The sequence below is a fragment of the Haemophilus sp. CCUG 60358 genome (assembly GCF_001679485.1).
In the GTDB taxonomy this organism is placed as follows: domain Bacteria; phylum Pseudomonadota; class Gammaproteobacteria; order Enterobacterales; family Pasteurellaceae; genus Haemophilus_D.
This window is the reverse complement of record NZ_LZOZ01000001.1, coordinates 189472-215564: the sequence shown is the minus strand read 5'-3', so window position 1 is coordinate 215564 and position 26093 is coordinate 189472. Positions and strand designations below refer to the sequence as shown.

Sequence of the window (26093 nt, the reverse complement as noted above, 5' to 3'; positions counted from 1 at the left end):
TTCTCCAAATATTCAAATTATAGATAAAAAATAATCCAACAAAGCTTTGTTGGATTATAAAAGGAAAATAATTTTCTACAAGCCGGTGGCCATCTTAATGCGATCAGCAAACATACCGATGCTCACGCCGAAGTAATTTGATTTGTTCCAATCTAAAATCGTGCGGTAGTTATTGGAAACCAAGAATGCGCGACCAACTTCTTTATCAGGACGAACTAGCCAAAGATCAGCTTGAGAAAGCGCGGCAAGTTTATCTTGTTCTTGTTGGCTAAAGCTCGCTAAAGTGACACCTTTAGACTGCCAGTCGCTGAGTGAACGTGCTTTATTCTTCTCAATACCAGAAAGCGATAAATCTAATGGTTGATTTAATGTTACTTCAACGCCCCAAGGCAATTTATTATCCCAACCTACAGTGTGAAGATAATTTGCAATTGAAGCAAACGCATCAAATTGGTTCGTCCAAATATCCTTCACGCCATCATTATTACCATCTGCTGCATAGTTTAAGAATGCGCTTGGCATAAATTGAGTTTGTCCCATTGCGCCTGCCCAAGAGCCTAACATTTTATTGCGTTGAATATGATCACGTTCTAACATCTTCATCGCATTTACAAATTCTTTGCTAAATAAGGCTTCACGTCTACCATCAAAGGCTAATGTGGCTAAAGCTGATAGTACATCATAGCTACCTTGATAATAGCCAAAACTACTTTCCATACCCCATAAAGCAAGAATATATTCTTGTTGAACGCCATAGCGTTGGCTGGCTTGTTGTAATGGTGCCTGGACTTCCCAATAACGCTCTTCAGCGATGTCTACTTTGTTTTGGGTCAGTACTTTATTCAAATAATTCGTTGTACCGTTTGGATTCGGTAACTGCGGTTGATCCGCATTACGCTGACTTCTACCCGCTTGAGCACGATCCAAATCTACAGCCTTTTGCATATATTGAATATTATTTTGTGCATTCAATACTGACAATGATACGCCTTCAGCAGCCGCTTTGCCTTTTAAGAACTGAACATAATCATTAAAGTTATCTAAAGTTCTTGGTTTGCTATAAACGGCATTGCCGCTTATTGATGGAATACTTTTGGTGGATGACGTTGTCGTTGTTGTCGTATTACTTGAACAACCCGCCAATAAAAGTGCGGTCGATAATGCCGTCATTTTTAACGTTGAGATTAAATTCATTTCTTTTCCTTTTTTAATTATCAAAATATCGCATTATTTGCGTAAAAATTTGTTATAAACAGCTTTCAATAATGAGGTTGGTAATAAGCGAGAACCTGAGCGCAAGGCAAAGGTGAATAAGCCTGAAAATAAGCCTTGAATACCTAAGCGATGTTTCAATTTAAATAAACGCCATTCTGCTTTCGCTTGGTTTAAACCACGACGACGCCCTACCATGCCATTACCCACGCGGGCATAAACTAAAATGTCCGGCAAGTTTGCCACTTTTTGACCTTGCGCCACGAGCTTAATCCACAGGTAATAATCTTCCTGTAAATCCTCATATCCACCACAATTAATAACCGCACTTTTTTGATATGCCACCGTCATGTGATTGAACGGACAACGTTTTTGGGTAAATTTAACGATATCTTGTGCTTCAGTCGGCACGTTACGATATGCCACGATGTCTTGAATATTTTCGCCAAACTCAGCAATCTGCCCACCGAAAATAATCGTATCCGGGTGCTGCTCAATAAACTCCACTTGTTTCGCAAAACGTTCTGGCACACAAATATCATCGGTATCCATACGGAAGACCCAATCGTGTGAACAATGTTTCAATCCTTCATTAAGTGCTTTACCTAAACCTAAATTTTTTGGCAATTTCACTAAGTTTAAGGGTAATTTGGTTTCAAATTCAGAAACCACCGCTTCCAATTCAGGTGTAACAGCACCATCAAACACCAACACAATCTCATCGGCTGGATGCGTTTGAGCCACTAAACTTTCAAAACATTCTCTTAAATATTGTGGGTTTTCCTTAATATATAAGGACATTAAAACTGAAAATTTCATACTTCTCTATCTAATAAGTTATCTACATAAACCGTTTCAAATTAATTGCCAATTTAGGTGAAATTAGAACCACGAAGGCAATCACTAGCTGCTTAATACTTTTCGTTAATTTAAAAATCTCAAAATAGTAAAAAGCGGCTTTACGGGATAAATTCATAATATGTGGGTAAGCCAACATATATTCTGCGTTGATGGCAAAATTCTTTTCTTGCTCTGCCGTTTTCACATAATGTTCACGGATATAATCAATCGCTTTTTGCGTATTAGTGGTATCCGTTGATACGCTAGAACGCTTGGTATGGAAGGTACAATAAGTTAATGGTTCTGCCACTTTGTACGCTTTAAACGTTGGATCTTGTACAAGCTTCAGCAAGAAATCATAATCTTCCAATGAACGAAGTGCGGTTGATAATCCGCCGATTTTTAAAAACAGATCTTTTTTCACCCCAATCATTGGCATCCCACCAATTTTATTCGCCAGTAAAATTCGCTCTACGCTAATCTCTTGTGGCTCAATGGGGTTAGTCACATAGCTAAAACCTTCATTCACCATTTCACATTTAGCTGGATGGTAAACAAAGTTAACATCAGTATGCTCAGCAATTACATCGGCTAATTTCTGACATTTATCATTTGCAAAACGATCATCGTCATCAAGAAATAACAACCATTCATTATCGGCATTTCTTGCCCCGATATTACGGCTTTCTGCCGCGCCTTGATTGGTTTCGTTACGAATAACTTTAACTGCAAATGGATACGATTGTGTCACTTCAACGGGTTCTTTCGAGCAATCATCCACAATCACCACATCAAAATTATAGGTGGTTTGCTTGGTTAAACTTTCCAATAAGGCAGGAATTTCTTCTTTCCGATTATAAGAAGGCACGATGATACTAAACATCTTTCGGCTCCTTTTGTTTAAATAAAATAAGTTGTTTACCGTGAGTGCCAAAAAGCGATAAGAACATCAGCATGACAAACATAATACCTGGGAAAGCAAAGGTGTCCGCTTTGATATTACAGAACGCTAAAATCACAAAGGCAGAAAGGATAAATTTCCAGCTACCATCAAACCAGTTTAAGGCGACTTTGCGTACAAAATAGAATGTCACGGCAAAACACACTAAAGCATAAGACACACCACCATAAAGAATTTGGCGTAAGAAACCAGAGTCTGTATGTCCATAATAACGACCAACTTCTAACTCACCTGTCATATACATACCATCGCCATAAATGAACTGCTTAAGTGTTGGCATAAAGAGATGGTTTTTCATCAATGTATCCGTTGACGAACTGACAAATCCTGCACCATGTAATAAATTAATCACGGGCTCTAAAGCATGTGCTACATAAGGATTTTCAGGTAAGAAATAGGCCAGTAATAATACCAAAACAGCAAATGCAATGAGTGATGGCACATAACGCCATTTGAAATACACTAAAATGCTCACAACCGATAACAGAAGGAATGTACGTCCTGAAATCAAGCCAATACATAGCATAAAAAACACTAAAATACTTGGAAGCGTATTATGTTTAGCGTTGTAAGCCAGTAAGAAATGCAACAGCATCAAATAGAATAAACTCAATTGGAAAAAGGCCGTTGCAGTGATGTTATATAGTCGATATTCCTGTTCTGAACCATAAAAACGTGCGGGCAACACCGCATTGGTTGAAAGCAAGAAATCAATCATAAATGATGCACCGAGTAAGCCAATCACGCCCACAACAAACTGCACCACCACACCAAATTGTAAATCACGCACCACCTTCAGTTGACCATTTACATTGGCATAGAAGGCATTATAAAGTCCCACGCCGAAGATAAATAAAATCAGCTCTTTCACATACATGGTGATGACAGAAAAATCTCGCGTACCGTTAACTAAAAGCGGAATCACACTAAATGCAATCAGCCCAATGATAACGGCTAAACTATCCACTGGCACGGTAATACCTTGTGGTTTCTGCTTTTTAAGATACTGATAAGCCAATACAGCCAATGCCGCTAAACCAGCGACGAATGACATTCGTACGACATGAAACAGCCAAGGATCGTAAAGATAAAAAAGATTAAAAAGTGCGGTCATTTTTACGTTATTTTCCTAAATTCTTTTTCACTGCTAAGATTTTTTTGAGTGGATATTTAATTAATTTCTTCACTAAATTATTAGATTTTGAACCACGAATCGCTTCCAAATTACTCACTAATTGTGGATTTTCAATGGCCATAAGTGGACGAACCACATTGTTATTAATCTGGAATTGAGTTTCAAATAATAAGAAATCATCAGCAAGCCAAAACGGTTTTTCTTGTTCGAGTTGTTTCAAAAATGCACGTGCCACTGATTTTTTGATTAAGTATGCCACCGTACCTGCAAAATAACTTTTATATGGATAAGCCACGGTGACATCACCAATAGTTTGGCGTAAAAATGAAAAAGTGGTTGGATAATTAATTTCTAATTCCACATCATCAAATTCCGCAATTTTTGACTGCCCGATTAATACAATATCCGCATCACATTTTTCGGTTAAAAGTGCGATCGTTTTTGGCGATAAATTTGAATTGAATAACGCATCATCTTCACAGACTAACGCATAGTCATTTTCCGTCACATTTTGATCTTCTACAATCTGACGATAAACCGCTAAATGACTTAATGTACAACCAATTTCGCCTTTTGTGACGTTGCGTCCATAGTGCTGTTCAAACTTCGTTGGATTGAATACTTCTGCCAATTCATTCCACTCTTTTTGCATGGTATTAATCGCTGAAAATACAACGAAATCTGCTGTATCCGGTTGAGCAAAAAACAGCTCACGACGCTGAACATCTTTATCTAGTGAAATCAAATATTTATTCATAATTATCTCAAATTTGGTTTTTGCAGTATTTTGATTACAACAAACGGAAATAGTTGCAAATTATACTAAAGAAATAGTCCTATGGCATGGCTTTTAACACAACTTTAAAAAGCCTTAAAAAAATAACCGCACTTTAAATGCTTAAAGCGCGGTCTATTTTAAATGGATTAATATGTTATTTCTTTCAATTAGAAAATTGCAGTCGCTAAACCGACTACAACACTTAAAGAAAGCACTACAGCTAACATTGCGTAACCAAAATCACTCATTTTAATTTCCCACTTGTTTAGTTAAAGATAACCCATTCTAACAATAAAGCACGTTTTTTCAAAAATTTTTTATAATTTACTTAACCTATTTGGTGACAGTCTTTATAATAGGAAAAATTCTCTAGAGGCAAAATTATGGCAACAATTAAAGATGTCGCAAAAATGGCTGGTGTTTCCACCACCACTGTTTCACACGTAATTAATAAAACCCGTTTTGTAGCAAAAGAAACCGAAGAGGCGGTGATGCAAGCCATTAAAAGCTTGAAGTACTCACCAAGTGCTGTTGCTCGGAGTTTGAAAGTCAACACGACAAAATCCATTGGGATGATTGTGACAACCAGTGAATCCCCTTATTTTGCTGAAATCATTCATGCCGTTGAAGATCATTGTTATCGTCAAGGCTATTCACTTTTTTTGTGTAATACACAAAATGATCCTGAAAAAATTAAAAACCACGTCGAAATGCTTACCAAAAAACGCGTAGATGGTTTATTGGTAATGTGTTCTGAATACACACAACATTCACTTGATGTGCTTTCTAGTTTCTCGTCTGTGCCGATGGTGGTAATGGATTGGGGTCCAAATACAGATACCGATATCATTGAAGATAACAGCTTTACGGGCGGTTACCTTGCTACTAAGCATTTAATTGATTGTGGTCATAAAGAGATCGGTCTTATTGCGGGTGAATTAGATAAAACGACGGCAAGAACCCGTTACGAAGGCTTTGTAAAAGCCATGAATGAAGCCAATCTACCGATCCATGAAAATTGGATTATGGAAGGTTTCTTCGAACCTGAGGACGGTTACGAGTGTATGAATAAAATTCTTGCACAAGACAGCCTACCTACTGCCGTATTCTGTTGTAATGATGTGATGGCATTAGGTGCAATTTCTGCGATTACGGAAAAAGGCTTGCGTGTGCCTGATGATATCTCGATTATTGGCTATGATAATATTCACTCATCGCGTTTCTATGCACCCCCACTCACAACGATTCACCAATCGAAGTCTCGTTTAGGTGCACAAGCGGTTAATCTTTTATTTGAGCGTATTGCCAATAAAGATAACGATAATCACGAAAAACACCGCATTGCGATCCATCCTGAACTCGTTATTCGAAAATCAGTTCGCAACCTTAAATAAACATTAAACTTTTCGACCGCACTTTGAATTTTATCTAAAAAAGTGCGGTCATTTTTTACTTATTTTAGCCTTTTTTGATTTAATGCAAGTTTTTGACGTATAGCATTTGATCCCGATACATATTTTTGGTTATATCTCCCCTAGTTTTATTTTTTTCTTTATCGGAGTTCATATGACTGATGAGTATCGCACTCTCCGCCATAACATTAATATGCTAGGGCGTTTTCTTGGAGAAACCATTAATGATGCACAAGGCGAAGACATTCTCACCTTAATTGAAAATGTTCGTCAATTGTCCAAACAATCTCGAGCGGGTGATAGCCAAGCACGTAAAACATTGTTGGATACCCTTTCCACCATTTCAAATGAAAATATTATTCCTGTTGCACGAGCATTCAGCCATTTTCTTAATTTAACGAATATCGCTGAACAATACCAAACGGTCTCTCGCCAACACAAAGATTTACAATCTTCTAATCGTTCATTAAGTGCTTTATTCCAACGCTTAAAAGCATTAAATACTTCAAAAGAAGAAGTTTACAAAACCGTTGAAAACTTGCTCATTGAGCTAGTATTAACCGCACACCCAACCGAAACCACACGACGTTCGTTAATCCACAAACACGTTGAGATCAATAAATGCTTAAGCAAATTAGAGCACGATGATTTGACGCCTAAAGAACGCGGCATTATTGAACGCTTGCTACTTCGTTTAATTGCTGAAGCATGGCATACCAATGAAATCCGTACCGTTCGCCCGACGCCATTCGATGAAACAAAATGGGGCTATGCCATGATTGAAAATAGCCTATGGCAAGGAGTACCGGAATTCTTACGTCAACTAAATGAACACGCTCGTGAATTCTTAGGCTACGATTTACCAGTAGGCTTACGTCCTGTCAGAATTTCTTCTTGGATGGGCGGTGACCGTGATGGTAACCCATTTGTTACTTCAAAAATCACCCAACAAGTACTCTATCTTGCTCGTTGGAAAGCGGCGGATTTATTCTTAAATGACATCAAATCCCTTGCCGATGAATTATCCATGGTGAAATGCACGTCAGAATTTACCGCAAAATATGGTGAGCATTTAGAGCCTTACCGCTTTGTGGTCAAAGAACTTCGCGCAAAACTTATCGCGACCCTTGATTATTTTGATGATTGCATGGCTAATCGTCCACCACGCGTAAGCCAAGCGGATATCATTATGGAAGATAATCAACTTTGGGAACCGCTCTATGATTGCTATCAATCATTGATGGCATGTGGTATGCGTATTATCGCCAATGGTTCCTTATTGGATATTTTGCACCGCATTCGCTGTTTTGGGGTTACCCTTTCACAAATGGATATCCGTCAAGAAAGTACGCGTCATACAGATGCGATTGCTGAAATTACCCGTTATCTTGGTATTGGCGATTATGCACAATGGAGCGAAGCAGAAAAACAATCTTTCTTGGTGCGTGAGTTAAATTCTCGTCGCCCATTAATTCCAACCCATTGGGAGCCATCTGCTGAAACCCAAGAAGTTTTAGAGACTTGTAAAGTCATTGCTCAACAAAAACAAGGCGTGATTGCTTGCTATATTATTTCCATGGCAAGAAGTGCCTCTGACGTGCTTGCCGTACATTTATTATTAAAAGAAGCGGGCGTGCCTTACCACATTCCTGTCGTGCCACTCTTTGAAACCTTAGATGACTTAGATGCTTCTGAAGGGGTCATGCGTCAATTGTTTAATATTGGTTGGTATCGTGGCGTGATTAACAATCATCAAATGGTGATGATTGGTTATTCTGACTCTGCTAAAGATGCGGGCATGATGGCAGCATCATGGGCACAATATCGTGCACAAGAAGCATTAGTCAATTTAACCGAAGAACTGGGTATTGAACTCACTTTATTCCATGGTCGTGGTGGTACAATCGGTCGTGGTGGTGCGCCTGCACATGCGGCATTACTTTCTCAACCTCCGCGCTCACTCAAAAATGGTTTACGTGTGACTGAGCAAGGGGAAATGATCCGCTTTAAACTTGGTTTACCCGAAGTTGCGGTTGAAACCTTTGATCTTTACGCGAGTGCAATTTTAGAAGCAAACTTACTTCCACCACCAGAACCTAAAGCAGAATGGCGTACCGTCATGGATGAGCTTTCTAGCACTTCATGTGACATTTACCGTAGTGTTGTTCGTGGTGATAAAGACTTCGTGCCTTATTTCCGTAGTGCCACACCAGAGCAAGAACTGTCTAAACTACCACTCGGCTCTCGTCCTGCAAAACGTAATCCAAATGGTGGCGTAGAAAGCTTACGTGCCATTCCATGGATTTTTGCTTGGATGCAAAACCGCTTAATGCTACCGGCATGGCTGGGTGCGGGTGCGGCAATTCAAAAAATTGTAGATGAAGGCAAAGGTCATATTATTGAAGAAATGTGTAAAGCGTGGCCATTCTTCTCTACTCGTGTGGGTATGTTAGAAATGGTGTTCAGTAAAACCGATACTTGGCTTTCTGAGCAATATGATCACAACTTAGTGAAAAAAGAGCTTTGGTACTTAGGTGAAAATCTGCGTAACCAACTGAATGCCGATATTAAAACCGTGCTTTCGCTTTCTCACAAAGATGAATTAATGGCGGACTTGCCATGGATCGCCGATTCTATTGCGTTACGTAATGTTTATACGGACCCGCTCAATCTCCTTCAAGTGGAATTGCTTCGTCGTTTCCGTGAATCGCCTGAAAACCCAAGCCCTGATGTAGAACAAGCCCTGATGATTACTATCACAGGTATTGCCGCAGGTATGCGAAATACGGGCTAGTTACGGCAACTAAAAATAAGTGCGGTCAAAAACGAGATGATTTTTGACCGCACTTTGATCTGCACCCCAAAATCTGGACACCTATTTTGAGGTGCAGATTATGTCCTATTCTTATCAATTTCGTTTGAAAATTATCAAACTCGTCACCGAACAGGATTATGGTATCCGTGAGGTGGCTAAACTTCATAAAATTTCCCACGCTCTCGTCATTTATTGGCTAAAAGCATTTCGGGAAAGAGGGCTTGATGGCGTAAAATCGCCTCACACAAACCTTCAAACACCGAAAATAGTGAAGCCAAAGATGAAAAAGAAAGACATTGAAACTCCGGAAACTACAGACTTTTCACCTAAAGCGTTTAAAAAGTTACAACGAGAGCTCGCCTTGGCTCGTGCGGAGATCGCTTACCTAAAGGAGTTGGAGGCGCTCGACCGTCAAAAACAACGACAGAAAAAAGAAAAATCATTGAAAGATTGAAGCCGGACCACGCGTTAAATGATTTACTTCATGTGTCTAAAATGACTCGCTCAAGCTTTTACTATAAAGAGATTAAGCGAAATTATCACGAGGTAAAAGAGGCTATCTTATCGCTGTATAAAAAGAACAGAAAACGAGATGGTTATCGCCCCATGACGTTTAAATTACGCCAAATGGGTTTTAATTTGAACCATAAAACGGTGTTAAAGCTGATGAACGAGTTAGGTATTCATTCCATTTTACGCAAAAAAAGACATGGAAAACGTGGAAAAACATCGCATATTGCCCCGAATTTGCTGAATCGTGATTTTACAGCAACGGCACTCAATCAAAAATGGGTAACGGATGTAACGGAATTTCAGGTTGGGCAAGAAAAGCTTTATTTTTCACCGTTAATGGACTTGGCTAACCGAGAAATTATTGCCTATAACTTTTCAACACGCCCCAAATTTTCATTGGTGAAAAAGATGTTAGAACAAGGACTTAGTCGAATTAAACCGATAGAATGCCCGAGTATTCATAGCGACCAAGGTGTATTGTATGGCACGGCGGAATGGGTGAAAATGTTGGAAGGTAAAGCGGTTCAAAGTATGAGTCGCCGAGGAAATTGCTACGATAATGCGGTGATTGAAAGCTTTTTTGCAATATTAAAATCAGAGTGCTTTTACTCTCGAACTTATCATTCAATTGCTGAATTACAGGCTGAAATTGAAGAATATTTAGTGTATTACAACCAAAAACGAATTAAACTTGGTTTAAGAGGATTGAGCCCAGTGCAATACCGAGCTCAATATTTAAGTTAACTAACCTGTCCAACTTTTGGGGGGCAGATCACTTTTTGTTTTCTATTTCTTGCGGTATCATACGCACAATTTACTTGATAAAGGAAAACCCAATGACAACTGATATTCAAAAACTTGATCCCGATGCAGCGATTGATCTTGCTTATGATATTTTCTTAGAAATGGCGGGCGAAAATCTCGATCCCGCAGATATTATGCTATTCAATCTGCAATTTGAAGATCGTGGTGCGGTTGAGTTTGTCGAAACAGCAGACGATTGGGAACAAGAAATTGGGGTGTTAATCGATCCTGAGGCTTTTGCTGAAGTGTGGGTGGGTTTAGTGAATGAGAAAGATGAAATGGATGATGTGTTTGCGAAATTCTTAATTTCACACCGAGAAGAAGATCGTGAATTCCACGTTATTTGGAAAAAATAACTACCTTTCTCACACTATATCAATTTATAAACTAAAACCGGTTTAATTTTAAATTAAACCGGTTTTTTCTTAACAGATTCGTGGTAAAGGTTCGTTACGTGGTAAGTCTAATAAACGACTTTGACCGAAAAGACCAACTGCACGAACTTTGCCATCAGTCGTTACCTCGCCAATGACAGCCGCATTTTCACCTAATGGATGGCGACGAAGTGCGGTCAGAATTTCAGCTGTTTTTTCTTTGTCTGCCACAATCACCAATTTGCCTTCATTAGCAAAATTCAATGCATCTAAACCGAGTAATTCACAAATACCGCGTACTTCCTGACGAATTGGTAATACCGTTTCATCAATTTGAATCCCCACTTTCTGTGCTTGTGCAAATTCGTGAAGTACCGCATTCACACCACCACGGGTCGCATCGCGTACAGCTTTCACCCCTTCAATCGGACGAATGCAATCAATAAGCGGGGCAAGCACGGCGCAATCACTGCATAAATCTGTTTGAATACCGAGGTTTTCGCGTAAATTTAAAATGGTTGCACCATGATCACCCAAAGTACCACTCACAATAATCTGATCGCCAGGCTGAATACGATGCACGCCCCAGTCGAGTCCGTTTGGAATCACACCAATACCTGCCGTATTGATAAACACTTTATCTATCGCGCCTTTTTGTACCACTTTGGTATCACCTGTTACCACTTGAATACCGGCTGAATGGCAGGCTTTTGCCATCGATTGAATCAATTTTTTTAAGGTTTCTAGTGGTAAACCTTCTTCCAAAATAAAGCCACAGGATAAATATTTTGGTACAGCACCGCATACCGCTACGTCGTTAGCGGTACCACACACGGCGAGTTTACCAATATCTCCACCTGGGAAAAAAATCGGATCAATCACAAAGCTGTCAGTTGAAAAAGCTAATGTTCCGCCCAACGCATTCATTTCTTGTAACGCAATACGAGCTTGATCTTCGCCTTGTGAAAGTATCGGGTTATTAAATGCCTCGACAAAATAATCGCGGATCAACTCTTGCATTGTGGCACCGCCATTTCCGTGTGCCATCGTAATAAAATCAGTCATTGTTTTATTCTCGTCTATATTGATAATAGGCCGCACATGCCCCTTCGGAAGACACCATCAACGCACCATAAGCATTGTCAGGATTACATTTTTTAGCAAATAATGGACAATCCGCCGGCTTACATTTGCCGATTAATACATCACCGCAGCGAGAATCAGGATCATCGGCAACTTGATGTGGCTGACAAGCAAAATGCGCTTCTGCGTCAAAGCATTGATAATCATCTGTCAGTTCTACGCCAGATTCTGCAATTTCGCCCAACCCTCGCCATTCGCTGCTGGCTTTCAAGCGGAACACTTCACTGATTGCCTGTTGTGCTAACTCATTGCCATGTTGGTGTACGATACGTTTATACTGATTTTCCACTTCACAGCGTTTTTCAACAATCTGTGTCACCAACATTAAAATTGCTTGTAGGATATCTAAAGGCTCAAAACCAGTGATTACAAAAGGCTTATGGTAGGTATCACACAATTCCTGATAAGGTTCAGAACCAATCACCATGCTTACATGACCTGGTGCAAGAAAGCCGTCAATTTTGACTTGTCCTTGTGACAATAAGCTGTGTAATGTTGGGATGATAGTGATATTTTGACATACCACAAAAAAGTTTTTTACCTGCTGTTTTTTCGCTTGTTGCAAGGTAATTGCGGCACTTGGCATGGTTGTTTCAAAACCAAGTGAAAAGAATACCACTTTTTTATCAGGATTATTTGATGCGATATTCAATGCATCGAGCGGTGAATAAACGATTCGAACATCAGCCCCCTGTGCCTTAGCTTCTAATAATGAGCCTAAACGTCCACGCACTCGCATGGCATCACCGAAAGTGCAGAAAATTACTTCTGGGCGACGAGCAATCTCAATACATACATCAATTCGTCCCATCGGTAATACACACACCGGGCAGCCTGGACCGTGAATAAATTCAATACTTTTTGGTAATAAGCGATCCAGCCCAAATTTAAAAATGGTATGAGTATGTCCTCCACAGACCTCCATCAGATATAACGGATTTTCTGGCGTAAAGAGCGGTTGGTTTTCCATTATTTTTTGTAACCGCTGCAACAGACTTTTAGCCAGTTCAGGATCACGAAATTCATCAACAAACTGCATTTGATGCTCCTATCGTTCTTGCGCTTTTAACCAGTCTAGCCATTGCTGTAACCCTTCTCCACTTTGAGAAGACAACTGGATAACCTCAATTGTTGGATTCACTTGTTTCGCATAAGCAATACATTTTTCCACATCAAAATTTAAGTACGGCAGTAAATCTACTTTGTTTAAAATCATTAACTTCGAAGCCGCAAACATATGTGGATATTTGAGTGGTTTATCTTCACCTTCTGTAACAGATAAGATCACCACTTTAGCATGCTCACCTAAATCAAATTCTGATGGACAAACTAGGTTTCCGACATTTTCAATAAACATCAGACTATTTTCCTGTGGCTGCAATTTCACCAATGCATTACCAATCATTTGTGCATCTAAGTGACAACCTTTGCCCGTATTAACTTGAATCGCTGGCACACCAGTTTGACGAATACGATCCGCATCGTTCTCTGTTTGCTGATCGCCCTCGATCACATAACAAGGATAGTCATTTTTTAATGCGTTTAGCGTAGTCGTCAACAAGGTTGTTTTACCTGAGCCAGGACTTGAGACAAGATTAAGTGCCAAAATGTGTTGATTGGCAAAAAAGCGACGATTCATATCGGCTAATTGATTGTTTGCGCCAAGAATATCTTGTTCTACTTTCAGTAATCGTTGTTGCGTTTCTTCTTGTTGCGGCGTGTCTGGCATGCGGAATGAGGAGTGAGAAAAATTAGGTAGTTTTGTTGCATGTTGTGCATTGGAATCATTATGAACATGCGGTAATTCTCCGATTCTGACTTGGTCTGGATGGCCACAGCCACAGGTTGTACACATAAGTCACCTCAATAATTTTTCGTTTATTCTGTAAATACTTAGAATCTATGGTAATTCACATGCATTAGAATACCATATTCTCAATGTTAAATATATTCTTTGACGAGAGATAAATACATACTATCAAGTAGTTAGCGTATTTTATATTCAAAAGATCAGGTTAAATTTGCCAATTTAAACGTCTTGCTATTTTACGGCAATTTCTTTCACTCTAAATTCGGTGCCACTTCGACGTTGTAAACATACACTGTGACAATGTGGACAGCAATCTTGATAGGCTTCAATCTCAACTTCCTTTTGACATTGCCAGCACCATGCAATCGCAGGTAAATGAATAAAATGTAACTGACAGTTTTCAGCAACAGTATCTTTGCGCATAATTTCAAAGCAAAATTCTACCGCACTTTGCTCGACACAAGACAGTGCCCCAATTTCTAGCCAAATATCTGTCACTTCATGGATGTCATGTTTTTTCTGTTGCTGTTCAATAATTTCCATCATGTTCTGACAGAGGGACATTTCGTGCATGATTTTCTCCTTAGGATAAAAAGCAGTATGTTTTAATTCTGCTCTTTTTACTATTCATTTTCTGAGTTTCAATAATTCACCTGTGTTGGCATATACTTTATTTCAACGGCACAAAATTAATGCCACTGTGCTGCAATAAAGTGTTCATTAAATCATTGTTTTGCTCAAAATGGCTACATTTACCTTTGAGCTGAATTAAGCGAATTCGTAAGTGAGCTAATTCATGGATCCGTTTTGATACTTCTCGAATATGTCGATCTAGCAGCTCATTGATTTCTCGTTCCTGCTCTTGAGTGGCACATTGAGGATTCAGCAACATTTTGATTTCTTTTAGCGAAATATCCAAACTGCGGCAATAACAAATAAAAGAAAGTTGCTTCAAATGCTCTTCCGTATAAACTCGGAAATTACCGCTCGTTCGCTTGGCGGGTTCGATTAATCCTTGCTTTTCATAGAAACGTACGGCTTCCACCGTACAGCCAACGATATTGGCTAGTTGACCAATTTTCATTTTTATAAAATTACACTTGACTCTGAAGTTACTTCATATTTTATACTTTATCACAGTATTCACATGTTAGAAAAGGAGAACTTCCATGAAAAAAACAGCATTATTTATTACCGCACTATTCAGTGCTTCACTCGCTAATGCACATAATGTTTGGTTGGAGCCTGCTAAGGATGCAAAAGGGCAATATGTGGTTAAATTTGGTCATGAGGAAACTGAAACCTATCCTCAAAGCAAATTAAAAGTGGTACGCCTACTCGATGCTAAAGGCCAATTACAAAATGCTGAGATTAACTTTAAGGAAGGCGAAGCATACTTTGCTGCACCTGATGCAGCCATCGCATTTATTCGCTTTGATAATGGTGTTTGGTCAAAATTACCGAGCGGTAAATATGTCGAAAAAACCAAACAACAGGCGCCTGAAGCAGTACGCAGTGTTAATCCGATCAAATTCGGTAAAGCCATTTTACACTGGGATGCGCAAGCGAATAAATCACACAACATGGATTATGAATTAATCCCTCAAAGTGAACCGAAAGCGGGACAACCACTCGATATTCTCGTATTAGTAAAAGGTAAAGCAGTGCAAGGCATCAAAGTAGGTTTAGGCGAAGATCACCCATTCAATTTAACCAATGAAAAAGGTATCGCACAATTCACCCCTAAAGCGGGTTATAACAAAGTTTGGGCTGAATTTGATGAGCCAGTTAAAGAAAACCCTGACTATACCGAACGCAGTGTTGAATATATGCTGACTTTTGATGCGAAGTAATGAAAAGAGTTGTATTTTTAACCGCACTTTTCACCTGGCTGTGCGCACCATCAGCATTGGCTCATAGTTTGCATGTTTTTGCACAATATGATGGACGCACAGTCTCTGGTAAAGCCTATTATTCCGATATGACCCCAGCGGCAGAAACCTATATGGAAATTTTGCAATCTGGACAGGACTCCCCTCTGTTGAAAGGCAAAACGGATCGCGATGGGCAATTTTCCTATCCGATCAATCCCCCTAGCGAAGGTGCCATTAAGGTTGTTATAGAAGGTGAAGAAGGACATAAAGCCTCAATTGTTGCTAACAGAGTATCCGCTCAAACCACAAATAATAGCGACAATGCATTGATGCTGGTTCGCGAAGATATCTCCAAATTGAAAGACAAAATTTACTTGCACGATATTATTGGTGGTATAGGTTATATTGTTGGTATTTTTGGCTTATGGGCATTAGTTCGTGCATCAAAAATGACGCGTGCATCACAATCTAAGGAAAGATAATATGCATTTATCGGAAGGTGTACTGCATACGCCAGTCTTACTTGGTGGAGCGGCTGTCGCATTAGTCTGTGTAATGATCGGTCTGAAACGCCTTAATTCACAGCAATTACCATTAACGGCATTGTTTGCTGCTGCTTTTTTTGTTGCGGGTACCATTCATGTACCGGTAGGCATTGGCAGCGTGCATCTCATCTTAAACGGCATGGCTGGCCTGTTTCTCGGCTGGGCTGTTTTCCCTGCTTTTTTAATCGCATTGGTATTACAAGCCCTGCTCTTTTCCTTCGGTGGGTTTGCTGTGTTAGGCGTCAATTTATGCGTGATGGCATTACCTGCCCTTTTTGTACATTGGCTATTTGCAAAAAGACTTGAAAATGACAACTCCCGTCGCACTCAAATTGCAGCTGGTATTGGTGCTGGTGTAATCGGTGTTGGTGGTGCAGCCTTGCTCGCATCCCTTGTCTTGGCACTGGATGGCGGTAAAGCCTACAGCGATCTGATCATGCTACTGGTGATATCACATATTCCCGTATTTATTATCGACAGTATCGTCAGCGTCGGGGTGGTCTTATTGTTAAACAAAATGTATCCAACAGCGCTCAGTGTGGTGAAATGAATTTTCTTGCTATTTTTCAACCGCACTTACGATTAATTTATGTGTTTTTGTGTGGACTTATCGCCAGCACAATGACACATATTTCAACGCTTATTATCCTTAATCTGGTTGTATTCGGCGGATTACTTATTGCACTAATTCGCTATCAAAAATCCCTTGCCGGTTATTTCAAATATTGGTTGAAACTCAATTTCTTCACTTTGCTTGTTTGGTTGACCTTAAGTTGGAAAATCACTGAACAAGGCTTAGCATTGAATCCAATGGGTATTCAGCTCGCGCTACTCATCACGCTACGTTTCAATTTAATTTTAAGCTTAACTCGCCTCTTGTTAATTGATATGAACGAGAGCCTTTTATTGCAAGCGCTGTGTCGTTTACCATTGCCTGAAAAACTACTTCACCTATTTGTTCTGACCGTGCGTTATATTTCTGTACTTGGTGATGTACATAAGAAGATGGATATGGCGATGCGCGCGCGCGGATATCAACCAAAACTTAACGGTAGAACCTTATTCATTGCCTCACAGCGTGTGGCATTATTATTAATTCATGCTCTCGTTAAAGCAGAAAAAACAGAAATGGCGCTAAAAGCACGTGGCTTTCAGCTACATGATGTGAAAAAAACACAGGATAAATCTTGATGAACGTCCTAGAAGTCAAACAATTACAGATCATGCGCGACCAACGTGTGATTATTAATAACCTTTCTTTTGAACTCCCTGAAGGTCATCTTCTTTTTTTACAAGGCGATATTGGTTGTGGAAAATCGACGCTATTACACTGTCTATTAGGGTTTATACCTTACCAACATGGAGAGGTTCGCTGGTTCGATCGAACATGCCATCAAGAAAAGGATTTTGTACCGCTACGTGGAAAGATTGGTATCTGTTTCCAGCATGCGGGCGATCAACTTTTCGGTCCAACCGTACTTGATGATGTGGCCTTTGGTCCACTTAATCAAGGATTGAACAGAGATGAAGCCTACCAAATTGCATTACAGCAGTTGGAACGTCTGAATATTGTTGGATTAAAAGATCGCTCTGTGAATACCTTATCTGGTGGAGAACAGAACTTTACAGCACTGGCAGGCGTGCTAGCGATGCAACCAAGAGTGTTGTTGTTGGATGAGCCGACCAACGGACTGGATGTAAAAAATATTGCCAAACTGACCGCACTTTTACGCGAATTACAGTTGCCGATGCTTATTGCCTCGCATGATTTACGCTTTAGTGAAACGCTCGCCGATTCCTGTTTGTCTTTAGCCACAGACAACGATGGCTAAATGTGCTCATAATGCATGAGAAAATAATTCAATAAAAAACGGGCGAACCATTAAGTTCGCCCGTAATTCATTTATGACGCTAATCAAGCCACAAGTGCGGTTTCTTTTAAGCGATTTTTTAATTTCGCGTATTCAGTGACCACATAGCGTTCAGCCCAGGCTTGGTCTTCGATTTTATCAATACGAACCGCGCTGTATTTATATTCCGGCGTTCTAGAACCCGGATTCAAATGTTCAGCGGTTAATTCGTTACATTTACCGATCCACCATTGATAAGTCATATAACAAGCGCCTTTGTTGGTACGAGTGCTGACATCTGCGCGAGAAATCACTTTGCCGCGTGATGATGCAATCCAAACCAAGTCGTTGTTTTTAATGCCTAATTCTTTGGCGTCTTGATCGTTCATTTGTACGAATCCTGGTTCATCCGCAAGTGCCGCAAGTGCACGGCAGTTACCGGTCATAGAACGGCAGGAGTAGTGACCCACTTCACGTACGGTAGAAAGTACCAATGGGAATTCTTCTGAAAGATCTTCCATCGGTGGTTCCCAGTCGCAAGCAAAGAATTCAGCTTTGCCGTTCGGACGGTCGAAGATTTGGCCTTTATACAAATATTGCGTACCTTGATCTTCAGGACCTTCGTCAGTACATGGCCATTGGATATAGCCCATACCTTCCATTTTTTCGTAAGTTGCCCCTTTATAAAGCGGACAAAGATCACGTAACTCATCCCAAATTTCTTTGGTATTGTTATAGTGCATTGGGTAACCCATTGCCGTAGCAATTTCGCTAATGATCACCCAGTCATCCTTGACATCGCCGGTTGGTTCAACCGCTTTATAGAAACGTTGGAAACCACGGTCGGCGGCACTATACACCCCTTCATGTTCAGCACAAGACGTCGCAGGTAATAAAATATCTGCTTCTGCTGCGGTTTGAGTCATGAAGATATCTTGAACGATAAGAAGCTCAACTTTCTCGAAGGCTTTTTTAACAGCATTAATATCAGGCTCAGTTTGTAATGTATCTTCACCCATGATATAGAATGCTTTAATTTTATCCTCCATGATCGCTTCAGGCACTTCACTCAACGGCACACCAGGTTTGGTTGGAATAGATGGCACGCCCCAAGCTTTCGCAAATTTTGCATTAATCTCTGGATTAGCAAAACTTTGATAGCCAGGTAATGTGTTGAATAACGCCCCCATGTCGCACGCGCCTTGTACGTTGTTTTGACCACGTACTGGGTTCACCCCAACATTTGGTTTACCTAAGTTACCGGTAAGCATTGCCAAGCTTGCTAATGCACGTACGGTTTCTACACCTTGACGGAATTGGCAAACGCCCATACCCCATAAGATAGTAGCGGTTTCCGCTTTTGCATAAGTGCGGGCAATTTCACGCAACATTTCAGGTTTAATACCTGTGATATGCTGAGTGGATTCCGGTGTATAAGCTTTCACGGTTTCATAGAACGCATCGAAGTTTTCGGTGTGTTCATCAATAAATTTTTGATCTTGTAATCCTTCTTCTAAAATCACATTCATCATCGCATTCAAGAATGCGACGTTAGACCCGTTAGCAAGCGGTGCATAAATATCCGCGATACGGGCTGTTTCGATTTTACGAGGGTCACAAACAATGATTTTCGCCCCTTTTGCTTTGGCGTGGTTAATCCGACGCGCCACAATAGGGTGTGAAGTGGAGGCATTATAGCCAAAAATAAATACGCATTTGGTATCTTCAATCTCAACAATTGAGTTGGACATTGCGCCGTTACCGACCGATTTGAGCAGACCTGTTACAGAAGGGCCGTGTCACACGCGCGCACAACAGTCAATGTTGTTATTTCCTAATACCGCACGGGCGAATTTTTGCATCACGAAGTTCACTTCGTTACCTGGTCCACGGGAAGAGCCCGTTACCATAATCGATTCGTTACCGTACTTTTCTTTGATTTCACTGAGACGTCTTGCTGTGTAAGAAATCGCTTCTTCCCAGCTCACTGGTGTGAATGGTTCGCCACGTTTGTAGCGGATCATCGGTTGAGTCAGGCGAGGAGTCAGGATTTTTGTATCATGCACAAAATCCCAGCCATAATATCCTTTTAGGCATAGCTCCCCTTCGTTTGTCTTGCCGTTTGCACCTTCAGCTCCCACAATTTTGTTGTTTTCCACCAAAAGATGGATTTTACAACCTGAGGCACAATACGGACATACGGTAATTACTTTTTTAATAGCCATAGTAACGTCCTTATTTTAGATACAACACGAGGTTAGAGAACAGAATTAGATTAATTAATTCTAGGTATATATTACACCTAAAATCAGTTTATAGTCTTATAAAAAACATGGATTTATTGATATAAAACAGGTTTTCGTAATATTTTTAAAATATGTTTAGAAAATCACCCTCACTTTTTTACAAAACAGGAATCTCTTCAAGCGATCTTCCCTCTTTTAAAAAATCATACATAAATTGCACAGACTCTTTTACGCTTTCTGTCATTGGAAAACCAAAGGAAACCAGATCGGGTTGAAGCCCCACGAAAACAATTTGTTTAATATCTTGTTCCAGTTGTTCAATGAGGTAATTGAGTGGCATATTATGCGTACTCATGAAAAACATTTCAGCAATGCTCTCTTTTTCAATGATTCGGATTTTGCCCGGAGCTAATTCCATATCAGCCGCATCGAAAATTAAAAGCAAATCGGGTTTCATGTCTCGCACAATATGTGCAATATTTTCCGGTGCTGAGCCGCCGTCAAGTGCGGTCCAATTTGGCAATGGATTTTCATTCAATAGCTGATAGAAATAAGGGCCCGCACCGTCATCCCCCATCATGCTGTTGCCAACGGTTAAGATCACATTATTCGTCACGACGTTTCACCATAATATACATCACAGGTTCACGCTGAATAGACGCCAGCGTATCCATTAAAATTTCGACCCACTCTTGATGTTGTGGTGTGAAATTAGCTTTGTTTTCGTCCATCGCTTTCGCCAATAAATTGACATGGCTTGAATCGATCACAATTTCACCGAATCGCATTAAACCCGCAAATTTACGTTTCGCATCTCCTTCCGGAAAACTCTCGACAAATCGTTGATAGTCATCATAGTCGCAAATCAATAATTTTTTAAAGCAATCAATTACGCCCACATGGTGACCAATCGCCAAAGAGTAATACATCACCTGTTTTGCTTGCTCTGGCACCTGTTCATCGTTTTCGACGAAACGTTCGTTTAATAAATAGAAAAAGACTTTCGTTGTCATAACATTCCCATTTTTATAGGGGCAATCACTTGCCCCATCATTAATTATCCCGAAAACGGCAGACTAATCGCATGCAAACGATTGACGATTTCGCTTAAACGCGGATCGGCTTCGCGTTCTAGGTATTCACCTAAACGTACACCAAATGGCACTTTGTCATTTTCTGTCATCATTGCCATAAATTGGTTAGCGATGTTGCCACCTTGACGATAACCGGCAAGACGACGTGCTTCACGTTCAAGACTAATACGCAAATCCAACGGAATAGTTGGGAAACGTAATTTAGCTTCTGCGTTAGGATCAGCTTTTTCTTGTTTACCTTTGAGCTTTTGATCAAGCAAGCCAAGTGCTACCGCGAATCCATAAATTGTCGCTGCTGGGGTCGGAGGACAGCCAGGGATGTACACATCGATTGGTACGATTTGATCACTACCACCCCAAACACAATAAAGATCATGGAAAATACCGCCACCACAACCGCAAGCACCGTAAGAAATACAGATTTTAGGATCGGGAGCAGCTTGGTAAGCACGCATTGCTGGCGTACGCATCGCACGGGTAACCGCACCAGTGAATAATAAAATGTCCGCGTGACGAGGTGAAGCCACCACTTTAATACCAAAACGTTCCGCATCGAATGTTGGCGTAATGGTACTGAAAATTTCGATTTCACACCCATTACAACCGCCACAGTCCACACGATAAACGTAAGCTGAACGTTGAATATCTTTCAGTAACGTTTGTTTCATTTTGGCAATATTTTCATCAATACTAAACGGTGTTGATATGCCATTGACCGGCATTGGAATTTGTGTGTTCATCGTCTTTCGCCTCCTGCTAAAACGTTAGGTAAATCAACCGCACTTTGTTCTCGTTGCTCGAGCGCTTTTTTAAAATTTAAGCGAACCGGCTCTTTAAAGTCGATTAATTTCATCCGCATATTGGATTCCATATTCGCGGTTTTTTCTAAGCTGTGCTGACGTTTACAAACCGGACAAGTATGCAACTCCGCCAATTTTTGTTTCACTAATTCAGGTTTATCCAAAGTTTGTTTGAATAAATCAATGGTGTAATTCAATTCTTTATAAGAAATAAACGGTTTACCACATTCCTGACAAGTTACTGTAGCAAAGGTGGTTTCTTGGAAAAGATCCTGTTTATTGGTCACTGAGAGTTCAAAATCTTGTGACAAGCGAATAGCTTTGGTTGGACAAACCTCTTCACAACGACCACAGAAAATACAACGACCAAGAAATAACGACCATGTACGTTCACCTGTAACTGGGTCGGTTCTCATGGTCAACGCATTGGCTGGACAGGCAATTGTACAAGCCGCACAGACAATACATTGATCTGAATTGAGTTCCGGTTTTCCTCTAAAATCATCATCTACTTCATAAGGTTTGAACGGATATTTGGTGGTAACATCACCTGCTTTAAATACCGTTTTTAGTAATTTAAACATTTTCCGCCTCCCCTATTTCAATGGTGAATTTTTACGTTCAATACCGTAGCGTTCAATTTCTTTATAATCCACGGTTTTCGCTTTGCGTTTACGCACATCCACCACAGTGACACGGTCGGTACAAGAATAGCAAGGGTCAAGACTACCAATAATAAGTGGTGCATCAGACACTGTATTGCCACGCAACATGTAGCGTAAGGTTGGCCAGTTAGCATAAGTGGCAGCACGACAACGCCAACGGAAAAGTTTTTGGTTGTCGCCTAGCATTGACCAGTGAATATCTTCGCCACGTGGAGCTTCGGTAATCCCTAAAGCAAAACGTCCAGGCGTATAATTAAAACCTTCTTTTAAGATTTCACCACTTGGCAAATTATCCACCATGTAATCAATGATATTCATGGATTCAAATACTTCATTAATCCGCACTTTCACACGGGATAACACGTCGCCATTGGCTTCAGTGAAGAGATTGAAAGGGATATCGCCATAACCGGAGAATGGATGTACTTTACGTACATCACGCGCAAAGCCAGAACCACGGATCATTGGTCCTACCGGACTAAAGTCACGAGCGATATCTTTTGCCAAGACACCAACGCCTACCGTACGTTGTTCCATATTCGGTGTATTTAATAAAATATCGGTTAAGGTTTTGAGTTCTTCACGCATTTCACCGATAAGTTTGATACATTGCTCACGTTGATGTTTCAACATATCGCGACGCACACCACCGATAAGGTTAATACCATAGGTTTTACGTGCACCAGTTAGCACTTCAGCCAAGGTCATGGATTTCTCACGAACACGGAAGAATTGCATAAAGCCGGTATCAAAGCCGGTAAAGTGGCTAGATAGACCTAAGTTTAATAAGTGGCTGTGTAAACGTTCTACTTCTAACAAAATCGCACGGATCCATTCAGCACGTTTTGGAATTTGAATCCCCAAAGCGCTTTCTACGGAATTAGCATAGGCCACACTGTGAGTGAAACCGCAAATCCCACACACACGGTCGGCAAGGAAGTTGACTTGGTCGTAATCCATGCGAGTTTCTGCCAATTTTTCCATACCACGGTGTACATAGAACAAACGATAATCCGCATCAATGATGTCTTCCCCATCCACGAACAAACGGAAGTGTCCAGGTTCATCCGAAGTGATATGTAACGGGCCAAGTGGAACGATACGTGCCTCGCCTTTTTCGTTAATAAATTCGTATGTTTCTGTCGCAGTTGTCGGATCAGGACGTAAACGATAGTCCATGGAGTCTTTACGTAATGGATAAAGATCGTCCGGCCAATCATCTGGCAACACTAAGCGGCGTTGGTCAGGTAAACCAACGGCTTTCAAACCATACATGTCGAATAATTCACGTTCACCCCAAACTGCCGCTTTGACTTTTGGTGTCACAGACGGAAATTCTAAGCTCACAGGATCGACCAAGGCTTTAATGGTGATAAAAGTTTTCACTTCCCCTTCCATGGAAAGCACGTAGTACACTGCATAGTTACCATGAATTGAACGCTCATCATTCCCGAATACTAAAGGTAACCAACCTTCATGTTGATAATAAAGGTATTCAACCACGTCAGGTAACATATTAGTTTTAACGGTAAGCGTAACCTGATTTGGTGTTGACCACTCCTCATCCAAAATAGTATTTGGAAATTTTGCATTGACTGCTTCAATGTAATTTTTGCCAATCATTTTGGCTGGATCGACTGATGTATTTTTAGTTAATTCCATATATTTATCCCTCCTGTCGATCATTGCGCTAAACTTTGCCAAGGTAAAACTAACATTTCACCAAAAGACACTTGTTCAGATCCGAGTACAATTCCGACCGCACTTTTTAATAACTGCAAAATTGGTTCGGCAATATGAATACCCATAATAAACATGAATAACAATAAAATTGCCATCGCCACGAGTGAAACTTTGTTCACATCCCCCACTTCAACATTATCCGGTTGTTTACCTAATACGGTTTTTAATACCATTAAAGACAATCCAGCTAACACGATAGTGAGTAAAATTAAACAGAACACCATTAACCAAGTTTTACCTGCGTAAATACCGGCAACAGCAATACTGAATTCACTGACGAACACGTTAAATGGTGGAATACCACCTAGTGCTAATGCACCACCGGCAAATAACACCGCCGTCATTGGTGCCACACGCCATAAACCACGTACTTGGTTCATATCACGGGTTTTGTATTTCAATAAAATGTTACCTGAAGCACAGAACAGCAAGGTTTTCGCTAAGCTATGGTTAATGGTATGTAATAACCCAGCAAATACGCCTATTGGGCCACCTAAACCAAAAGCGAAGCTAATTAAACCCATGTTTTCAATACTGGAGTATGCCAATAAGCGTTTGATGTCGAATTGAACGATAATAAACAAGGCCGCAACCAATACAGAAAGTAAACCGAATACCAATAATAAGGTTTGAGGGTAAGTTGGACCAACTGCTTTAGAAACTAAGATGTAGTAGCGCAATACCACCAACATGGCACAGTTCAATAATACTGCCGATAAAATCGCACTCACAGGACTTGGTGCCTCACTGTGCGCATCAGATAACCAAGTATGCATTGGAAATAGACCGCACTTAGTACCAAAGCCAACCAAAATGAAGGCAAAAGCAAGATACATAAGCATCGGATTCAAACCCGCTGCCTGTTGATTAATTTCTGTCCAGAAAATGGCTTGGCTAGGATCCGCTAAAAGATTGGTACCATTAGAGAACGTTAAAATTGTGCCATACAATCCAAACGCCACCCCAACTGAACAAATAATGATGTATTTCCATGCGGCTTCAAGAGAAGTTTTTTGTTTATATGTGCCAACCAAGAACACAGAACTTAATGTAGTTGCCTCAATGGCTGCCCACATCAAAATCACATTATTGGTGATTACAGAAATAATCATAGTGAAGAAAAACAAATGCAAAAAGCCGTAATAATTGCAATATGTTTTCAAATCAAGATGGCCTTCTCGATATTCAGTACCGATATAGCCGATAGAATAAATACCGGCTAAAGTCCCAACAATAGCGATAAGACCTAAGAAAATAGCAGATAGACTATCGATGTAAACCCAGTTATGTAATGCACTGATTTCTCCCTGAGTCAGCACACCATTAATAATTTGTAAGGTGAATGCCAACATCAAAATCAAACCTGTAACATGAAGTGCGGTACAAATTGTCCGTGCTTTTGTCACGCCACAAGCGAAACTGGCAAGTGATATTGCTAAAGGTGCGATTAATAACGCAATTATCCATTGTTCATACATA

The 26093-nt window shown here is 40.3% G+C and carries 27 protein-coding genes; 10 read left to right on the top strand and 17 right to left on the bottom strand.

The window, feature by feature from the left end:
* Positions 1 to 75: 75 nt before the first annotated feature.
* From A9500_RS00990 to A9500_RS00970, 5 genes are read right to left on the bottom strand one after another with little or no spacing between them, the layout of a single operon-like run.
* Complete coding sequence (locus A9500_RS00990) at positions 76 to 1194, bottom strand: lytic transglycosylase domain-containing protein (RefSeq protein WP_049385160.1); 1119 nt, start codon at positions 1192 to 1194, stop codon at positions 76 to 78.
* Positions 1195 to 1227: 33 nt separating this feature from the next.
* Positions 1228 to 2031, bottom strand: coding sequence for a glycosyltransferase (locus tag A9500_RS00985; RefSeq protein ID WP_065243565.1), 804 nt, complete (start codon positions 2029 to 2031; stop codon positions 1228 to 1230).
* Positions 2032 to 2053: 22 nt separating this feature from the next.
* Entirely contained in the window at positions 2054 to 2935 is an 882-nt protein-coding gene (locus A9500_RS00980) for a glycosyltransferase family 2 protein (protein ID WP_049385159.1), read from the bottom strand.
* Positions 2928 to 4127, bottom strand: coding sequence for a hypothetical protein (locus A9500_RS00975; protein WP_049373291.1), 1200 nt, complete (start codon positions 4125 to 4127; stop codon positions 2928 to 2930). Before A9500_RS00975 ends, A9500_RS00980 begins: the two co-directional genes overlap by 8 nt.
* A gap of 7 nt (positions 4128 to 4134) precedes the next feature.
* Entirely contained in the window at positions 4135 to 4905 is a 771-nt protein-coding gene (locus A9500_RS00970) for a glycosyltransferase family 25 protein (protein ID WP_049385158.1), read from the bottom strand.
* 404 nt (positions 4906 to 5309) lie between these two features.
* Between A9500_RS00970 and purR the strand changes: the two genes are divergently transcribed.
* From purR to A9500_RS00945, 5 genes are all read left to right on the top strand, one after another.
* On the top strand, positions 5310 to 6320 hold the full coding sequence (purR, locus tag A9500_RS00965) for an HTH-type transcriptional repressor PurR (RefSeq protein WP_049385157.1): 1011 nt from the start codon (positions 5310 to 5312) through the stop codon (positions 6318 to 6320).
* A gap of 172 nt (positions 6321 to 6492) precedes the next feature.
* Entirely contained in the window at positions 6493 to 9132 is a 2640-nt protein-coding gene (gene ppc, locus A9500_RS00960; RefSeq protein ID WP_065243564.1) for a phosphoenolpyruvate carboxylase, read from the top strand.
* Between the two features lie 100 nt (positions 9133 to 9232).
* The gene (locus A9500_RS00955; RefSeq protein WP_065243563.1) at positions 9233 to 9607 is read left to right on the top strand and encodes a transposase; all 375 of its coding nucleotides are present in this window, start codon (positions 9233 to 9235) and stop codon (positions 9605 to 9607) included.
* Positions 9604 to 10410: an IS3 family transposase gene (locus A9500_RS00950; protein ID WP_179854541.1), complete on the top strand. Its 807-nt coding sequence runs from the start codon at positions 9604 to 9606 to the stop codon at positions 10408 to 10410. Before A9500_RS00955 ends, A9500_RS00950 begins: the two co-directional genes overlap by 4 nt.
* 92 nt (positions 10411 to 10502) lie before the next feature.
* Positions 10503 to 10826 (top strand): HI1450 family dsDNA-mimic protein, encoded by a 324-nt coding sequence (locus A9500_RS00945; protein WP_005697650.1) that lies wholly within the window; start codon positions 10503 to 10505, stop codon positions 10824 to 10826.
* Positions 10827 to 10895: 69 nt separating this feature from the next.
* On the opposite strand, the gene hypE is transcribed toward A9500_RS00945, so the two are convergent.
* From hypE to A9500_RS00920, 5 genes are all read right to left on the bottom strand, one after another.
* Positions 10896 to 11909 carry a hydrogenase expression/formation protein HypE gene (hypE, locus tag A9500_RS00940; protein ID WP_065243562.1) on the bottom strand — a complete coding sequence of 338 codons (1014 nt, stop codon included), beginning with the start codon at positions 11907 to 11909 and terminating at the stop codon, positions 10896 to 10898.
* A 4-nt stretch (positions 11910 to 11913) separates the two neighbouring features.
* Positions 11914 to 13026 carry a hydrogenase formation protein HypD gene (hypD, locus tag A9500_RS00935; protein ID WP_065243561.1) on the bottom strand — a complete coding sequence of 371 codons (1113 nt, stop codon included), beginning with the start codon at positions 13024 to 13026 and terminating at the stop codon, positions 11914 to 11916.
* Between the two features lie 9 nt (positions 13027 to 13035).
* The gene (hypB, locus tag A9500_RS00930) at positions 13036 to 13842 is read right to left on the bottom strand and encodes a hydrogenase nickel incorporation protein HypB (protein ID WP_065243560.1); all 807 of its coding nucleotides are present in this window, start codon (positions 13840 to 13842) and stop codon (positions 13036 to 13038) included.
* A 186-nt stretch (positions 13843 to 14028) separates the two neighbouring features.
* Positions 14029 to 14370: a hydrogenase maturation nickel metallochaperone HypA gene (hypA, locus tag A9500_RS00925; RefSeq protein ID WP_065243559.1), complete on the bottom strand. Its 342-nt coding sequence runs from the start codon at positions 14368 to 14370 to the stop codon at positions 14029 to 14031.
* Between the two features lie 97 nt (positions 14371 to 14467).
* Complete coding sequence (locus A9500_RS00920) at positions 14468 to 14881, bottom strand: MerR family transcriptional regulator (protein WP_049357439.1); 414 nt, start codon at positions 14879 to 14881, stop codon at positions 14468 to 14470.
* An 85-nt stretch (positions 14882 to 14966) separates the two neighbouring features.
* On the opposite strand from A9500_RS00920, the gene A9500_RS00915 reads away from it, so the two are divergent.
* From A9500_RS00915 to A9500_RS00895, 5 genes are read left to right on the top strand one after another with little or no spacing between them, the layout of a single operon-like run.
* Complete coding sequence (locus A9500_RS00915; protein ID WP_065243558.1) at positions 14967 to 15650, top strand: DUF4198 domain-containing protein; 684 nt, start codon at positions 14967 to 14969, stop codon at positions 15648 to 15650.
* A complete protein-coding gene (locus A9500_RS00910; protein WP_065243557.1) occupies positions 15650 to 16153 on the top strand; it encodes a hypothetical protein in 504 nt (167 codons plus the stop codon). Before A9500_RS00915 ends, A9500_RS00910 begins: the two co-directional genes overlap by 1 nt.
* 1 nt (position 16154) lies before the next feature.
* Complete coding sequence (gene cbiM / locus A9500_RS00905; RefSeq protein ID WP_065243556.1) at positions 16155 to 16766, top strand: cobalt transporter CbiM; 612 nt, start codon at positions 16155 to 16157, stop codon at positions 16764 to 16766.
* On the top strand, positions 16763 to 17407 hold the full coding sequence (locus tag A9500_RS00900) for an energy-coupling factor transporter transmembrane protein EcfT (protein ID WP_065243555.1): 645 nt from the start codon (positions 16763 to 16765) through the stop codon (positions 17405 to 17407). Before cbiM ends, A9500_RS00900 begins: the two co-directional genes overlap by 4 nt.
* On the top strand, positions 17407 to 18048 hold the full coding sequence (locus A9500_RS00895) for an energy-coupling factor ABC transporter ATP-binding protein (RefSeq protein WP_065243554.1): 642 nt from the start codon (positions 17407 to 17409) through the stop codon (positions 18046 to 18048). Before A9500_RS00900 ends, A9500_RS00895 begins: the two co-directional genes overlap by 1 nt.
* Positions 18049 to 18131: 83 nt before the next feature.
* On the opposite strand, the gene fdhF is transcribed toward A9500_RS00895, so the two are convergent.
* The 7 genes from fdhF to A9500_RS00855 all read right to left on the bottom strand — a co-directional run bounded on the left by fdhF (position 18132) and on the right by A9500_RS00855 (position 26092).
* Positions 18132 to 20285, bottom strand: coding sequence for a formate dehydrogenase subunit alpha (gene fdhF / locus A9500_RS00890; protein WP_083180200.1), 2154 nt, complete (start codon positions 20283 to 20285; stop codon positions 18132 to 18134).
* A gap of 184 nt (positions 20286 to 20469) precedes the next feature.
* Positions 20470 to 20928 carry a hydrogenase maturation peptidase HycI gene (hycI, locus tag A9500_RS00880; protein ID WP_083180192.1) on the bottom strand — a complete coding sequence of 153 codons (459 nt, stop codon included), beginning with the start codon at positions 20926 to 20928 and terminating at the stop codon, positions 20470 to 20472.
* Positions 20918 to 21325: a formate hydrogenlyase maturation HycH family protein gene (locus A9500_RS00875; protein WP_065243552.1), complete on the bottom strand. Its 408-nt coding sequence runs from the start codon at positions 21323 to 21325 to the stop codon at positions 20918 to 20920. The genes hycI and A9500_RS00875 overlap by 11 nt, the downstream gene beginning before the upstream one ends.
* Before the next feature lie 44 nt (positions 21326 to 21369).
* Positions 21370 to 22146, bottom strand: a complete 777-nt coding sequence (locus A9500_RS00870; RefSeq protein ID WP_049365602.1) for an NADH-quinone oxidoreductase subunit B family protein — start codon at positions 22144 to 22146, stop codon at positions 21370 to 21372.
* Positions 22143 to 22790 carry a formate hydrogenlyase complex iron-sulfur subunit gene (locus A9500_RS00865; protein ID WP_049367960.1) on the bottom strand — a complete coding sequence of 216 codons (648 nt, stop codon included), beginning with the start codon at positions 22788 to 22790 and terminating at the stop codon, positions 22143 to 22145. Before A9500_RS00865 ends, A9500_RS00870 begins: the two co-directional genes overlap by 4 nt.
* A gap of 12 nt (positions 22791 to 22802) precedes the next feature.
* Positions 22803 to 24533 (bottom strand): NADH-quinone oxidoreductase subunit C, encoded by a 1731-nt coding sequence (locus tag A9500_RS00860; protein ID WP_065243551.1) that lies wholly within the window; start codon positions 24531 to 24533, stop codon positions 22803 to 22805.
* Between the two features lie 20 nt (positions 24534 to 24553).
* On the bottom strand, positions 24554 to 26092 hold the full coding sequence (locus tag A9500_RS00855; RefSeq protein ID WP_065243550.1) for a hydrogenase 4 subunit F: 1539 nt from the start codon (positions 26090 to 26092) through the stop codon (positions 24554 to 24556).
* Between the last annotated feature and the right edge of the window lies 1 nt (position 26093).